This window comes from Aquabacter albus (genome assembly GCF_040049275.1).
In the GTDB taxonomy this organism is placed as follows: domain Bacteria; phylum Pseudomonadota; class Alphaproteobacteria; order Rhizobiales; family Xanthobacteraceae; genus Aquabacter.
Genome location: NZ_JBDZDT010000011.1, coordinates 58,548 through 72,371 on the forward strand (window position 1 = coordinate 58,548; position 13,824 = coordinate 72,371).

Genomic DNA, 13,824 nt, shown 5'->3' on the forward strand with positions numbered 1-13,824 from the left:
AACGTGTCCACCGCACCCTTCGCCCCCGGCGGCTACCGCTTCATTCCCGCCGTCTTCCAATATTCCGGCGGCGTCGCGGCAGAGCCCGGCTTCAAGCTCGTCCGGGCTCGCTTCCGCAATCCCATCCCGCTGAAGGACGGCTTCGCAGCCATCGCCGCGCATCTCTCCGCCATGGGCCGCCCGCTCACCGCCTTCGCCGCCTGCGAATTGCGCTCGCCCGAGCCGTTCAGCGAGGAGGGCTTCGTTGCCTTCAACCGCATCTATGCCGGCACCCTGAAGGAATGGGGCCTGTTCGACGGCACCACCAATCCCGTGGCGCGCAGCAATGTGTGCCCGGAGATCGCACCGCCGCCGGAACCCTCCTTCTACGCCTTCACCTATACGGTTGAGGATGCGGCCGCCGCCCCCTCCTTCCAGGTGGCCGGCTCCGGCGAGGCGCGCGAAGGCTTCGCCACCTATCGCGAGGCGACGGTGCGCTATGGCGAGACGGGCCCGGACGCCTTGAGGGAGAAGGCACAATACGTGCTGGGCGAGATGGAGCGCCGCATGGCGGCGCTCGGCTTCACCTGGGCCGACACCACGGCGGCGCAGGTCTATACCGTGCACGACCTCCACCCCTTCCTCGCCGAAGAGATCGTCGCGCGGGGCGCGGCGCGGGGCGGCCTCACCTGGTACTTCAACCGCCCGCCGGTGGCCGGTCTCGAATATGAGATGGACTGCCGCGGCATCGCCACCGAACTGGTGATCTGAGGCGCGCGGGCGGCGGCCTATGTCTTCAGGTCGCCCCGCCCCCGCAGGGATTCCATGTTGTGGATGTGCACGTGCCCGCCGGCTTCGATATCGGCGGTCGCGCGCCCCACGGTGACGCCGTATTTCACCACGGCCTCGCCCGCCGCGATGGGCGCCAGCGCGAACTTGTGCCCGTCCGGAATGGGCGCGGCCGGAGCGCGCGTGCCAGCGGAGACGCCGCGCAGCGCCAAGGCCTCGCCGGGCGCTGCCGCGCCCCCGAGAATGGTCGCCACATTGTCTAAGGGGTGAAGGATGAAGGCCACTGCCGGCATGGTTCGTCCGCTCATCAGATGGAGGGCCGGATGCGACTGATGGCGATCTCAAGCTCGCCCAGCCGCTCGGCGGCGGTGATGGCGCCGCACGCCACGTCGGAGAGCCGCTCCGCGATGCGCGCTGCGGCTTCCTGGAGGGTGGTGTCGGCGGTGACGACGTCGTCGAGCCGCACGTCGATATGGTCGGCCATGGTCGCGCAGGTGCGCGGGTTACCGCAGATCTTCAAGGTGGGCGAGACCGGGCTGCCGATGGAATTGAGTGCGCCCGTGCCGAACAGGATGGCATGCGCCCCGCCCGCCGAGAGCGCCGTGATGTTCTCGGTGGCGGGGGCCGGCGCGTCCATGAGCCAGAGGCCCGGCCCGGGCGCCGCCTCGCCATAGGCGAGCACGCCGGAGAGCCGGCGCGAGCCGCTCTTGCACATGGCGCCCAGCGACTTCTCCTCGATGGTGGTGAGGCCGCCCTTGATATTGTCGGGGGCCGGGTTCACCGCATTGAGGTTGACGTGGGCCTCCTCGGCGATGCGCTCATATTTGAGGATCGCCGCGCGCACCTGCCGGGCCACGTCGGGGCTCGCGGCGCGGGCATCCAGCGCCGCCTCCCCGCCCAGCAGCTCCACCGGCTCGGAGAAGACGAGCCGCGCGCCGGCATCCACCAGCCGGTCGCAGACGAGCCCGATTGCGGGGTTCGAGACGAGGCCGGAGGAAGCGTCCGAGCCGCCGCATTCAAGGCCGATGGTCAGTTCGCCCTCTTCGAACGGCGTGCGCTTCAGAAGCGCGGTCTCCGCCTGCCAGCGCGCGAGGATGGCGGCGCCGGCGGCCTCCACGTTCGCGGTGCCGCACAGGCCCTGGATGGAGAGTGTCTCCACCCTCTTGCCGCCGGCCGCGATCAGCTCCGCCACGCGCCCGCCGGCCACCGGCTCCAGGCTGACGATGAGCACCGCATAGACATTGGGGTTGAGGCCGAGCCCCGCCATGGTGCGGATGGAGAGGTCGAGATCATCGCCGAGCTGGCCCCGCCCGTAGAGCGGCGTGAGCGCGACGGCGTCGGGCGCCCGCGCCGCAAGACGGCGCGCCACGGGGTTTGCGGCGTCGGTTGCGGAGATGATGGCGAGGATGTTGCGCAGGCCCACCGTGCCATCGGCGCGGCGATAACCCAGCCATGGCTCAGGCATGGAGGCGGATGCTTTCGGGAAGGCCGATTTCGTCGGCAAGGGTTTCGAGCTCGGACAGGATCTCGCGGGGCACGGGAATGCCCTCTTCCGTCCGCATGCGGGCGGTCTCCATGCGCCGTGCTCCGGGCAGGCGGATGGTCTCGCCTTCGCGGGCGGGGGCGGCCGCGAGGTTCGCGTTCATCTGCGCCATACGGCTTGCGAAATCGCCGGCGCCCATGATGGCGGTAGGATCGATGGCGGCGAAGAACTGGCCGATGCCCGCTTCGCCGCCGCTCCCATGCTGCGAACCCACATTGGGCGCGAAGGCGCTGCCGGCGAGGATGCCGGTGAGGATTTCCAGCCCCAGGATCAGCGCATAGCCCTTCGCGCCGGCCATAGGCAGGACGGAGCCAGAAAGGGCCGCCTTGGGGTCCGTGGTGGGCTCGCCCTGGGCGTCCACCGCCCAGCCCTCGGGGATCTCGCGCCCGGTCCGCGCGGCCAGGAGGATCTGGCCGCGCGCGGCGACGCTGGTGGCGAGGTCGACGATGATCGGCTCCGCCCCGTTGGGCGCCGAGATGGCCAGGGGATTGTTGGTGAAGAACGCCTTGGTGCCGCCCCACGGCGCCACCACCGGCTCGCCGCTGGAAGCGGTGAGGCCCACCATGCCGGCCTGCGTCGCCATGGCCGCATAGAAGCCGGCATGGGCGTAATGGTTGCTGTTGCGCGCCATCACCCAGCCGATGCCGAAGTCCTCGGCCAGCGCGATGGCGTGGCGCATGGCCGCCTGCCCCACCACCGGGCCGAGGCCGTTATCGCCGTCGAGCACTGCAAGCCCGCCCCGCCCGGCCACCAGGGCCAGAGACGGGTCGGGATTGATGCCGCCGGACTTCACCCGCCGGGCATAGACCGCAAGGCGGGCGACGCCGTGGGTATCGACGCCTTCCAGGTTCGCGCTGACGAGGCACGCGGCGGTCTCCCGTGCATGGGTGGAGGGACAGCCCACCTGCTCGAGCACCGCGGCCGCGAAATCCTCGAGGCGCGGCGCGGGAAGCCGCAGGGTGCCCGCACTCAATGGGTCGCCTCCATCAAGGCGCTGTCGGCGATGGCGAAGCCCTTGGCGCCCGCATCCACGATGCCCGACATGCGGCTGAAGAACAGCACGCCGTCGCAAGGCGCGCGCAGCTCCTCCGCCACTTCAAGCGTGAAGGGATCGATGACGGTGCCGAGCAGTTCGCCCTTGCTCACCACGCGGCCGAGGTCCGCCGGCTCGTCCGCGAGAGAGATAAGATAGCCGGCGCGGGTGGGGTTCGCCTCCTTGCGCGCCTTGCGGCCGAACACGTGCTGGCCGGGCGGCACGGACGGCTGGCCCTTCAGCATGCCGAGCAGCGTCATCACCGCCTCGATGCCCTGGACGGTCATGTCGCGGTAATAGTCGGCGAGCTGGGTCGAGAGGTAGGTGCCGCCCACCTCCACCGCGCAGGCGGCGATGCCCTGCGCGTTGGCATGGCCCGCAGCTGTCGAGGGCGGCAGGAAGTTCACGTGCACGAAGCCCGTGCCGAACGCCTCGCACATGGCGAAGCTTTTCGCGCGCACCTCGCCGGTGGCGTCCTCGTTGAGGTCGGCGCGCTGCTGGGTGCGCCCACCGTTCCCGCCCGCATGGATGTCGATGAGCGCATCGCATTTGGCGATCACCTCCTTGGCGATCACGGCGGCGATCATCTCGGTGATGGAGCCCTTGGGATTGCCGGGGAAGCAGCGGTGGAGGTCGGTGTTCTCCCGCTGCTCGCTGGTCTCGCGGCGCAGGTCCGCGAAGGCGAGCGGGTTGGCGACGGGCAGCAGGAGGAGCGTGCCGGAAAGCTGGTCGCGGTCCAGCGTGTCGATGAGCTTCTTCAGCGCCACGAGGGAGCCGTTCTCATCCCCGTGCACCGCGCACAGGATGGCCAAAGTCGGCCCCTTCTTCAGCCCGTTCAGCACATGGACGGGAATGGAAAGGTCGCCCCTAAGGGTGCGCGTGACGGGCAGCGAGGCAAGCCCCCGCCCGCCCGGTGCCACCGATGACGACCCGATAACAAACGCACTCATAGGCTCATGCCCCATTTCTTGATCGTGGCCCGCTCGATGAGGTCGAAGGCGATCTTCTCGAACAGGTAGCCGATGATGGCGATGGTGATCATGCCCGCGATCACCTCCTCGCCACGCAGGAGGCCGCGCGCATTGTCGATCATAAAACCGAGGCCGGACCGGGCGGAGAGGATTTCCGCGCCCACGATCACGCGCCAGGACGTGCCGTAGGTGAGCCTGAGGCCGGCGATGATGAAGGGCAAGGCGGCGGGGATGATGACGCGGGTGAAGGTGCGCCATTGCGAGGTGCCGAGCGCCAGGGCCGCACGGCGGTAGACCGGGTTGATGCTGGTGATGCCCGCCTGCGTGTTGAACAGAAGCGGCCAGATAGAGGAGAAGAAGATCACGAAGATGATCGACTCCACGCCGATGCCGAACCACAGGATGGCCAGCGGCACCCAGGCAAGGCCCGGAATGGGGTAGAGCAGCTGGAGGATGGGCTGCACCGGCTCGCGGAAGGTCTTGGAATAGCCGAGCAGCACGCCCACCGGCAGCGCGAACGCCACCGAGAGCGCGAAGCCCGTCATCTGCCGGCCGAGGCTGATGCCGATGTTCTGGATGAGATAGCCCGACTGGGTCATCTCGATGAGCGAGATCACCACCGCCTCGGGGGATGGCAGCAGGAAGGGCGGATAGATCTTCGAGGTTGCGACGAGGTGCCAGGCGATCACGATGGCCGCCAGCAGCCACAGGTGCCGCAGCGGGCGCGCGATGAATTGCAGGAACAGTTTCAAGGCCGTGTCCTTCACGGGGCCGCCTTCGGTCCGGCGGGTTTCGAGAGAGGCGAGGCTCATGCGGCGGCTCCCACGGGCGCGATCTCGTCGGCAATGGCCTGGAACAGGCGGTAGCGCAGCTCGGTCATGGACGGATCGTTGGGATTGCGGGTGTGGGGGTGGTCGATCTCCTCGATCAGCTTGATCCGCCCCGGCCGGGCGGAGAGCACGATCACCCGGTCCGCCAGCACGATGGCCTCCTCGAGCGAATGGGTGATGAGGACCATGGTCTTCTTGGCTTCCCGCTGGATGCGCAGGAGCTCGATCTGCATGAGGTAACGGGTCTGGGCGTCGAGGGCCGCGAAGGGTTCGTCCAGCAGCAGGATGTCGGGCTCCGGCGCCAAAGCGCGGGCGATGGCGACGCGCTGCTTCATGCCGCCGGAGAGGCGGTTGGGGTAGGACGCCTCAAAGCCGGACAGCCCGACGAGCTTCAGATATTCCGCTGCCTTGGCATTGGCCTCAGTGACGCCGACGCCGAGATTGCGCAGCCCGAAGGCGGCGTTCTCGGCCACCGTCATCCAGGGGAACAGGGCATATTCCTGGAACACGTAGCCGCGCTCCTGCCCCGGCTTCTTTACTGGCTTGCCGCCCACCAGCACCTCGCCAGTGGTCGGCTTCTCGAAGCCGGCGATGATGTTGAGGAGCGTGGTCTTCCCGCAGCCGGACGGTCCGAGAATGCAGAGGAACTCGCCCTCCCTCACCTCGATGTCGGTGGGCGAGAGCGCCAGGAACGTCCCCTTGCCGTCGGGCTTGGGGAAGCTCTTGCTGACATTCTTGATGATGATGTCCGCCATCACATGGCATCCTTCGGCAGGAAGGAGGTGTCCACCACGGGCCCGAGCTCCGGGGCCGACTTGATGACGCCGAACGTCACCATGGCGGTGGCGAACTTGGCGAGGGCGGCGGGCTCGATCTTGGAGGTGAAGGTGAGGCTGCGCATGGACTCCAGCTGCAGCGCCAGGTCCTTCTCAGTGCCGCGCATGATCTTGTTGACGATCTCGGCGGCCTTCTTCGGGTCGTCATTGATGAACTTGATGACGTCGCAATGCACCTGCACCAGCTTGCGCACGGTGTCGGGGTCCTTCGCCACGAAGTCGGCACGCGCGGCGACGATGGCGGAATAGGCCGGGCCGTCCCACATCTTGTCCGGCGGCACCAGGATCTTGGCGCCCATGCCGACGGCCTGGGACACGTAAGGATCGAACGAGACCGCCGCATCCACATCGCCGCGCCGCAGCGCCGTGATGTTGTCCGTGGGCTGGAGCGGCACGATCTCCACGTCGGCCTTCGAGAGGCCGGCGGTGGGCAGCACATACATCTCGAACTGGAGCGCGTGGGTGGTGACGCCGCGCGGCACGGCCACCTTCTTGCCCTTCAAGTCCGCGACGGTTTTGATCTTCTCGTCGAACGTATAGACGCTGGTGCCGCCGATGGTGGTGGCCGCCAGGATCTTGATGGGCAGGCCCGCCTGGATCAGCGTGACGGCATTGGGCACATTGATGTAGCCGAAGGGCGCGCTGCCCGCCGCCATGGCCTCCGCCGCCGCGCTGCCGTTTCCAAGGTCGCGGTGATCAACGCTGAGGCCGTATTTCTCCCACAGCTTCATCTCGGTGGCGATGAACGGCATGCAGTGCGGCCAGCCGAGGCGGCCCGAGACCACCGTTATGGTGGGGGCGGCGAAAGCGGGCAGGCCGGTGACCAGCGGCGCGGCGAGCGAACCGCCGATAAGCTGGAGGACGTGACGTCGGTCCATTTGGGACATGGGGGAAGGCTCCATTAGAAATTATTTTTCAAATTTCCTAAGCAAGCCACGTGCCAGTCCGGAAACTCAGCAAAATCGGTGAAAACGGCTTCAACTGGCTTTTGTCTTGCAATAGAATTTCTATCTTAAATTCAGCCTTAAAGGCGTCGAGATGGAAAAGCTGCCGCCCCTCAATGCGTTGCGCGCCTTCGTTGCGGCCGGCGCCAGCCTCAGTTTCACCAAGGCGGCGCAGGAGCTGGGCGTCACCCAGGCGGCGATCAGCCAGCAGGTTCGCCTGCTTGAACAAGATTTAGGCACGCCGCTCTTTATTCGGCACCACAATGCGCTTCACATAACGGAAGCTGGCGCCCAGCTCCTGCCGCGCTTCCAGGATGCCCTGTTCGCCATCTCCGCCGTCTCCGAGGCGGTGCGCACCCGCCGCCCGCCCGGCATCCTCAGGGTGAGCGCGCTGCCGGGCTTCGCGCAATTCTGGCTCCTGCCCCGACTCAAGACCTTCTGCGACGCCAATCCCGACATCGAGGTGCATCTCGTCACCTCCCACCGCACCGCGGACTTCCCCCACGGCGACGCCGACATTGCCATTCGCCTGGGCACGGCATGGCCGGGGCTCGACGCCACCTTCCTCATCAGCGCGGAGATCACCCCCGCCTGCAGCCCGCAGCTCCTGTCGCGCGGGCGCGGCCTGCGCAATCCGGAGGATGTGCTGCACTATACCCGCCTGCACTCCAGCACCGACCCGGACGACTGGCGCAAATGGCTGACGGCGGCGAATGTGAGCGCCGACGATATCGATCGCGGGCCGCGGCTCGATTCCTTCGTGCTCGCCATCGGCGCCGCGACGGCGGGGCTCGGCATCGCCATCATCCGCCGCAGGCTGATTGCGGAAGACCTTGCCAAGGGCCGACTGGTGGCGCCGTTCGGTCTCAACGTGCGCATCCCCGGCGGCTGGCACGTCGTCCACCCCCACGAGAACGAGCGCCGCTCCGAGGTGAGGCGCTTCAAGGAATGGGTGGTGTCGACCGCCCAGCGGGAGCCTTAGGCTGGCTCGCTACTGGACGGGCAGAAGATCTCCGTGCCGAACAGCTGTCACGCCCGGGCTTGTCCCGGGCATCCACGTCCATCGCTTAAGTTGCACCTAGCGGAGCCCCGTGGATGGCCGGGACAAGCCCAGCCATGACGGCGGTTTCTCGGCCTATCCTCAGATTGTATGCCGGTACAGCCTAAGCGGGGTGTCCTTCCGGTCGCGTTGTAAAGCTTCCGCCCAGACGATAGACATGCCCGATGCGCTTCACAGCGTGGACAATTGCGCCGAGGCCCGCTTGGAACAATTCGACCACCCCGTCGCCCGGTCCGCTGACAGCCCTTCGGCTGCCGGCGATGCGGGACGAGGACCGGCCGGTTCGTCCGTTATCCTGCGCTGGCTCGGCTTCTTCGCGGCCTGGAACATCGTCGCCGGCCATGCCCCTGCAGACCTTTTGGCCGGCGCGTGCACGGCCGCGTTCTCCACCGCGCTGAGCCTTCGCCTCTGGCCCGGTTCGCGCCAAGGCTTCCGGATCACCACTTTGCCCCGCTTCGCCATACGCTTCCTACGCCAATCGGCGGTGGCCGGCATGGAGACGGCGCGGCTCGCCTTCGCGCGGCATCCCGAGGTGACGCCCGGCTTCCTCAGCGTTCCCACCCGCTGCGCCCCGGGGATGGAGCGCGACGGCTTCCGGGCGGTGGCGAGCCTCCAGCCCGGCGCCATGCCGGTGGCGACCATGGGCGACACGCTGCTGATGCACTGCCTTCAACAGGACCCCGCCATCGCCGCCCAGCTTGCCGAGGACGAGCGGGCCTTCCTCGCCGTGGTGGGCCGTTAAGGTGGGCGGTTTCCTGCTGTTCGCCGCAGCCCTGATCCTTGCTGCCACGGGTGCGGGCCTCGTGGCCCTTCGCCGCGCCTCATCCCCCGTGGACGGGATGATGGGCGTCCAGCTCCTCGGCAGCGGCAGCGTCGCGGTGCTCATCCTCCTCTCGGTCGCGCTCGCCCAGGACGCGCTAGTGGATGCCGCCTTGACCGTGGCGGTGCTGGCGGCCTTCGCGGTGGCGGCGCTCCATGCCGCCCGGCGGCCGCGCCGGGCCGCATCCCCGCCGGAAGCGGAGGGGCCATGAGCATCCTCCTCGGCATCTTCACCATCCTGGCCGTGGGCGCCGGATGCGTCTTCTTCATCGCCGGCACGCTGGGCCTGCTGCGCTTCCCGGACGCGCTGACGCGCCTGCATGCCCTCACGAAGGCCGACAATCTTGGCCTCGGCCTCATTCTGCTGGGGCTTCTGCCGCAGGCGTCGAGTCCTTGGATGGCCGCCAAGATGGTGGGGGTCTGGCTCCTCATGCAGCTTGCCTCCGGCGCCGTGGGCCAGCTTCTGGCGGAGACCGCGCTCGGCGAGGCGACGCCGGAGGACCGGCCGTGAGCGTCCTCCTCGATTTCATCCTCCTTCTACTGGCGCTGGCACTCGCCTTCCGGGTGGCCACGGTTCAGGATACGCTCGGCGCGGTCATCGCCTTTGTCGGCCTCGGCATCGTCCTCGCTTTGGTCTGGGTGCGCCTGGACGCGATCGACGTGGCGCTCACCGAGGCGGCGGTGGGAAGCGGCATTACCGGCCTTCTTCTCGTGCGGGCCGCAAGCCGGCTCCCCTCCTCCCAGGCCCGCGCCCCCGCGCCCGCCCTGAAGCTGGCGGCCGGCCTGCTCTCCGCCCTTCTGGCAGGCGCTCTCGCCGCCGTCGTGCTCCTGCTTCCCGAGCCCGCCCCCACCCTCGCCCTGGAGGCCGCCCGCCATCTCCCGCAGACCGGCCTCGGCAATCCCGTCACCGCCGTCCTCGTCGCCTATCGCGCGCTCGATACGCTGCTGGAGACGGTGGTGCTGCTGCTCGCCCTCGTGGGCGTGTGGTCGCTCGGCCCGGACCGCGCCTGGGGCGGCCATCCCGAGCCGCTCGCGCCCATGCCGGCCGCACCGCCATTGTCCTTCCTCGGCCGCGTCCTCCCGCCCTTCGGCATCCTCCTGGGCGTCCATCTCGCCTGGACCGGGGCCGACAATCCCGGCGGGGCGTTTCAGGGCGGGGCAGTGATCGCCGCCATGCTGCTGCTCCTGCTGATGGCCGGGCACGCGCGCATGCCCGCGCTTTCAGGCCAGCGGCTGCGCGTCCTCGTCATCCTCGGCCCGGCGGTATTCATGCTGATCGGCCTTGTGGGCGTCCTGGCGACAGGGTCGTTCCTCGGCTTTCCCGAAAGCATCGCCAAGCCCCTCATCCTGTTCGTGGAGGCGGCGCTGATCCTCTCCATCGCCGTCGCTCTCGGCCTCCTGGTGGCCGGCCCCGCCACGCGGGCCGCCCAATGAGCCCCGCGACTTTGTTCGGCCTCCTCGCCGCGGCCCTGGTGGGCCTCGGGCTCTACGGCCTCATCGTGCGACCGGAGCCGCTGCGCCGCATCCTCGCCTTCAACCTCGTCGGCGCGGGCGTCTTCATCGTGTTCGGCGTGGTGGCGCGGCGCGGCGCCGTGGATGGCCTCGGGGCCGACCCGGTGCCCCAGGCGGTGGTGATCACCGGCCTCGTCGTCGCCTTCTGCGCCACCGCCCTCGCCGTCACCCTCCTCGTGCGCCTCGCCGCCAAGGAAGAGGGCGGGGAGGTGGAATGAGCGGCTTCCTGCTGGTCCTCGCCATCATGCTGCCGCCGGCCTGGGTCGCGCTGATGCTGGTGGCCGGCGGCCGGGCGAGCGAACATCTTGCCCATCTCTTCGTGCCCTTCGGCCTCGCCATCTCCCTGGTGATCGCCGCGCTGGTCGCCGATGGCGGCCCCATCATTTATTTTCTCGGCGGCTGGCGCCCGCCCCTCGGCGTCGGCCTGCGGGCGGACGGCCTCTCCGCCGCCATGCTGGTGATGACAGCGGTGGTCATGGCCGCCACCGCCGTGTTCGCCGCGCCCGCCTTCCGCACGCCGGAGGGGCAGAGCGAGGCCCGTGCGCCGTTCGCCTTCTGGGTTCTCCTCATCGCGCTGTGGGGCGCGCTGAACCTCGTATTCCTGGCGCAGGACCTCTTCACGCTGTTCGTGGCGCTGGAGCTGCTGACCTTCGGCGCCGTGCCCTTGGTCTGCCTCGATGGCAGCGCCGCAACGCTCCGGGCGGCGCTGCGCTATCTGCTGTTCGCGCTGGTGGGCTCCGCCTTCTACCTCCTCGGCGCGGCGCTGCTCTACGGCGCCCACGGCACGCTGGACATCCTTCTCCTCGCCGAGCGGGCGCGGGCCGGCACCGGCGCGGGCATCACGCTTTTCGCCATCTGCCTGATGGTGGCTGGCATGCTGGCGAAGGCGGCCCTGTTCCCCTTCCATCTGTGGCTGCCGCCCGCCCATGCGGGCGCCCCGCCGGCGGCGAGCGTGGTGCTCTCGGCCCTGGTGATCAAGGCGCCCATCTTCCTCGCCATGCGCCTGTGGTACGACATCGCACCCGTGCCGGAAGCGGGCGCGACGCTGCTGGCGCTGCTGGGCGCGGGGGCGATCTTGTTCTGCGGCACCCTCGCCTTCCAGCAGGAGCGGCTGAAGCTGCTGGTGGCCTATTCCACGGCCTCGCAGATCGGCTACCTCTTCCTCATGTTCCCGCTCACGGGCGCGGAGCCGTTCGCCTCCATCGCCTGGACCGGCGGGGTGCTGCACCTCGTCTCCCACGCCTTCTCCAAGGCGGCCATGTTCATGGCCGCGGGCCTCATCGCCGAGGCCATGGGGCATGACAGGATTTCGGGGCTGTCCGGCGTCGGCCGCCTCCTGCCAATGAGCGTCTTTGCCTTCGGGCTCGGCGGGCTCTCGCTCATGGGCCTACCGCCTTCCGGCGGCTTCACGGCCAAGGTGATGCTGCTGTCTGCCGCCGTGGCGCAGAGCGCATGGTGGATCGCGGTGGTGATCCTTCTGGGCGGACTCCTGGCCGGCGGCTATGTGCTGCGCCTCGTGCTGGCCGCCATCGCGCCGGGGCCGATGCCCGTGCCGGTCAAGGCCATCTCCCGGCGGCGCGAACTGATCGCACTGGCGCTGGCCTTGTGCGCCATCGCGCTCGGCTTCGTGCCGCTCCAGCCCTCTTCTCTCCTCGCCATCGGCCGTCCCGGAAGCTGGGAGGCGATGCCGTGACCTATCTCCTGGCGGCCGCCCCGTTCTTTCCCTTCCTCCTCGCGCTGCTCTGCATCCTCCCGCAGGTGCGCCGGCACGCCATGCAGATGCTGGCTTTCGCGCCCGTGCCCGGCCTTGCGGCGGCGCTGCTGGCGCCGGGCGGGGTCCTGATCCTGCCGCCCGCCCCGTTCCGCATCACGCTGTTCCTCGACACCCCCGGCGCTATCCTGCTCGGCACCTCCTCCCTCCTGTGGATCGCGGCGGGCGCCTATGCCAGCACCTATATGCGCGGCGACGAGAAGGCGCGGGGCTTTGCCGTCTGGTGGCTGCTGACATTGGCTGGAAGCCAGGGGGTGTTCCTGGTGGCGGACCTCACCAGCTTCTACCTCGCCTTCGCGCTGGTGAGCCTTGCCGCCTATGGCCTCGCGGCCCATGAGGACAATGCGGCGGCGCGTCAGGCGGGCATCCTCTATCTCGTGCTCACTTTGGTGAGCGAGGCACTGCTCATCATGGCCTTCGTGATGCTGGCGAGCGGGGCCGGCGGCAATCCCGATATCCGCGAGGTGGTGGCGGCGCTGCCTTTATCGCCCTGGCGCGATGCCATCATCACGCTGCTGGTTCTGGGCTTCGGCCTGAAAATGGGTCTCGTGCCGCTTCATGTCTGGATGCCGCTGGCCCATTCGGTGGCGCCCGTGCCGGCCTCCGCCGTGCTCAGCGGCATCGTGGTGAAGGCGGGCGTCATCGGCCTCATGCGCTTCCTGCCCTTCGGCGATGTGTTGCCCGGCTGGGGCGGGCTGCTGGTGGTCTCGGGGCTGGTGACGGCCTATTTCGGCATCCTCGTGGGCCTCACCCAGACCCATCCCAAGACCGTGCTCGCCTATTCAACCGTCAGCCAGATGGGGGTGGTGGCCGTGGTGCTGGGCGCCGGCCTTACGGCGGGGGATGAAGGCACTGTCGTCGCGGCGGCGCTCTATGCGGCGAACCATGTGCTGCTGAAGGGTGCGCTGTTCCTCGGCGTGGGCGTGGTGCTCACGACTCCGCGCGATCGCCTCTGGCCCCTCGCCCTCCTCGCGCTCACGGGCTTCAGCCTCGCCGGCCTTCCCCTCACCGGCGGCATGCTGGCGAAGGTCGCCATAAAGGGGCCTCTGGGCGACGGCACTGCCGCCCTCCTCCTCACCCTCTCGGCGGCGGGCACCACTTTGCTGATGCTGCGCTTCCTCGAACGCCTGCGGGCCGCCGCGACCGGGGAGGAGACCGGCGCGCCGAAGGGCCTTCTCATCCCCTGGGCCGCGCTCGCCGGCACGGCGCTGGTTGCCCCTTACGTCCTGCTCCCGTTGGCGACGGGCGATGCCGCTTGGGCCGTCGTGTCGCTGGCCGACCTCTGGAACACCCTCTGGCCGGTTCTGCTGGGCCTTGCGCTGGCGGCCGCCCTGCGCAGCCACGTGGGGCGCCTGCCCGCCATTCCTCCCGGCGACGTGGTGGTGCTGGCGAAGCGCCTGGGGCCGACGCTGACCGCCTCGATGAAGGCGGCCGATCGCATGGAGGGAACCCTGCGCCGTTGGCCGGCCGCCATGCTGCTCCTGGTCGCGATCACCCTCCTGCTGGCGGCCGTGACCTCGGGTCGTTAGTCACCCGCATGCCCCAGCGTCCGCAGCGCGCGCGACGGCATTCGCCTTGACGCTGGGGGAAGAACTCATCCTGTTTTTTAAGGGAGATCGGTTCCTTTTCTCGCGATATCACGGCAAATTCAGCGACCGTTCATGTTCGCGGCGAGACATCTTGTAATACTTTGACCTGGATCAGAGGAACATCCGCAAGGTCAGTCATATCAATATC

At 68.9% G+C, this 13,824-nt stretch carries 16 protein-coding genes; 9 read left to right on the plus strand and 7 right to left on the minus strand.

The genetic code is table 11. From position 1 onward, the window contains the following. Positions 1-3: 3 nt before the first annotated feature. Entirely contained in the window at positions 4-750 is a 747-nt protein-coding gene (gene cnbZ / locus ABLE91_RS24650) for a 2-amino-5-chloromuconate deaminase CnbZ (protein WP_348935175.1), read from the plus strand. Positions 751-767: 17 nt separating this feature from the next. Here the strand turns inward: cnbZ and ABLE91_RS24655 are convergent, their stop codons facing one another. From ABLE91_RS24655 to ABLE91_RS24685, 7 genes are read right to left on the minus strand one after another with little or no spacing between them, the layout of a single operon-like run. Continuing rightward, positions 768-1,076 (minus strand): UxaA family hydrolase, encoded by a 309-nt coding sequence (locus ABLE91_RS24655; RefSeq protein ID WP_348935176.1) that lies wholly within the window; start codon positions 1,074-1,076, stop codon positions 768-770. Next, positions 1,076-2,233, minus strand: coding sequence for a UxaA family hydrolase (locus tag ABLE91_RS24660; protein ID WP_348935178.1), 1,158 nt, complete (start codon positions 2,231-2,233; stop codon positions 1,076-1,078). Before ABLE91_RS24660 ends, ABLE91_RS24655 begins: the two co-directional genes overlap by 1 nt. Then, entirely contained in the window at positions 2,226-3,284 is a 1,059-nt protein-coding gene (locus ABLE91_RS24665) for an Ldh family oxidoreductase (protein ID WP_348935180.1), read from the minus strand. The genes ABLE91_RS24660 and ABLE91_RS24665 overlap by 8 nt, the downstream gene beginning before the upstream one ends. Next, positions 3,281-4,294 (minus strand): succinylglutamate desuccinylase/aspartoacylase family protein, encoded by a 1,014-nt coding sequence (locus ABLE91_RS24670; RefSeq protein WP_348935182.1) that lies wholly within the window; start codon positions 4,292-4,294, stop codon positions 3,281-3,283. Before ABLE91_RS24670 ends, ABLE91_RS24665 begins: the two co-directional genes overlap by 4 nt. Next, positions 4,291-5,127 (minus strand): ABC transporter permease, encoded by an 837-nt coding sequence (locus ABLE91_RS24675; RefSeq protein WP_348935184.1) that lies wholly within the window; start codon positions 5,125-5,127, stop codon positions 4,291-4,293. Before ABLE91_RS24675 ends, ABLE91_RS24670 begins: the two co-directional genes overlap by 4 nt. Continuing rightward, a complete protein-coding gene (locus ABLE91_RS24680) occupies positions 5,124-5,900 on the minus strand; it encodes an ABC transporter ATP-binding protein (protein ID WP_348935186.1) in 777 nt (258 codons plus the stop codon). Before ABLE91_RS24680 ends, ABLE91_RS24675 begins: the two co-directional genes overlap by 4 nt. Then, complete coding sequence (locus tag ABLE91_RS24685) at positions 5,900-6,868, minus strand: ABC transporter substrate-binding protein (protein WP_348935188.1); 969 nt, start codon at positions 6,866-6,868, stop codon at positions 5,900-5,902. The genes ABLE91_RS24680 and ABLE91_RS24685 overlap by 1 nt, the downstream gene beginning before the upstream one ends. 151 nt (positions 6,869-7,019) lie before the next feature. Between ABLE91_RS24685 and ABLE91_RS24690 the strand changes: the two genes are divergently transcribed. The 8 genes from ABLE91_RS24690 (at position 7,020) to ABLE91_RS24725 (ending at position 13,616) form a co-directional block, all read left to right on the plus strand. After that, a complete protein-coding gene (locus ABLE91_RS24690) occupies positions 7,020-7,907 on the plus strand; it encodes a LysR substrate-binding domain-containing protein (RefSeq protein ID WP_348935190.1) in 888 nt (295 codons plus the stop codon). A gap of 235 nt (positions 7,908-8,142) precedes the next feature. Next, complete coding sequence (locus ABLE91_RS24695) at positions 8,143-8,727, plus strand: Na+/H+ antiporter subunit E (protein WP_348935192.1); 585 nt, start codon at positions 8,143-8,145, stop codon at positions 8,725-8,727. 1 nt (position 8,728) lies between these two features. Continuing rightward, the gene (locus tag ABLE91_RS24700) at positions 8,729-9,016 is read left to right on the plus strand and encodes a multiple resistance and pH regulation protein F (RefSeq protein WP_348935194.1); all 288 of its coding nucleotides are present in this window, start codon (positions 8,729-8,731) and stop codon (positions 9,014-9,016) included. Continuing rightward, entirely contained in the window at positions 9,013-9,315 is a 303-nt protein-coding gene (locus ABLE91_RS24705) for a monovalent cation/H(+) antiporter subunit G (protein ID WP_348935196.1), read from the plus strand. The genes ABLE91_RS24700 and ABLE91_RS24705 overlap by 4 nt, the downstream gene beginning before the upstream one ends. Beyond that, positions 9,312-10,238, plus strand: coding sequence for a hydrogenase subunit MbhD domain-containing protein (locus ABLE91_RS24710; RefSeq protein WP_348935198.1), 927 nt, complete (start codon positions 9,312-9,314; stop codon positions 10,236-10,238). Before ABLE91_RS24705 ends, ABLE91_RS24710 begins: the two co-directional genes overlap by 4 nt. Then, positions 10,235-10,534, plus strand: coding sequence for an NADH-quinone oxidoreductase subunit K (locus tag ABLE91_RS24715; protein ID WP_348935200.1), 300 nt, complete (start codon positions 10,235-10,237; stop codon positions 10,532-10,534). Before ABLE91_RS24710 ends, ABLE91_RS24715 begins: the two co-directional genes overlap by 4 nt. Continuing rightward, positions 10,531-12,009 carry a complex I subunit 5 family protein gene (locus ABLE91_RS24720; RefSeq protein ID WP_348935201.1) on the plus strand — a complete coding sequence of 493 codons (1,479 nt, stop codon included), beginning with the start codon at positions 10,531-10,533 and terminating at the stop codon, positions 12,007-12,009. The genes ABLE91_RS24715 and ABLE91_RS24720 overlap by 4 nt, the downstream gene beginning before the upstream one ends. Further along, complete coding sequence (locus tag ABLE91_RS24725; RefSeq protein WP_348935203.1) at positions 12,006-13,616, plus strand: complex I subunit 5 family protein; 1,611 nt, start codon at positions 12,006-12,008, stop codon at positions 13,614-13,616. The genes ABLE91_RS24720 and ABLE91_RS24725 overlap by 4 nt, the downstream gene beginning before the upstream one ends. Positions 13,617-13,824 lie beyond the last annotated feature (208 nt).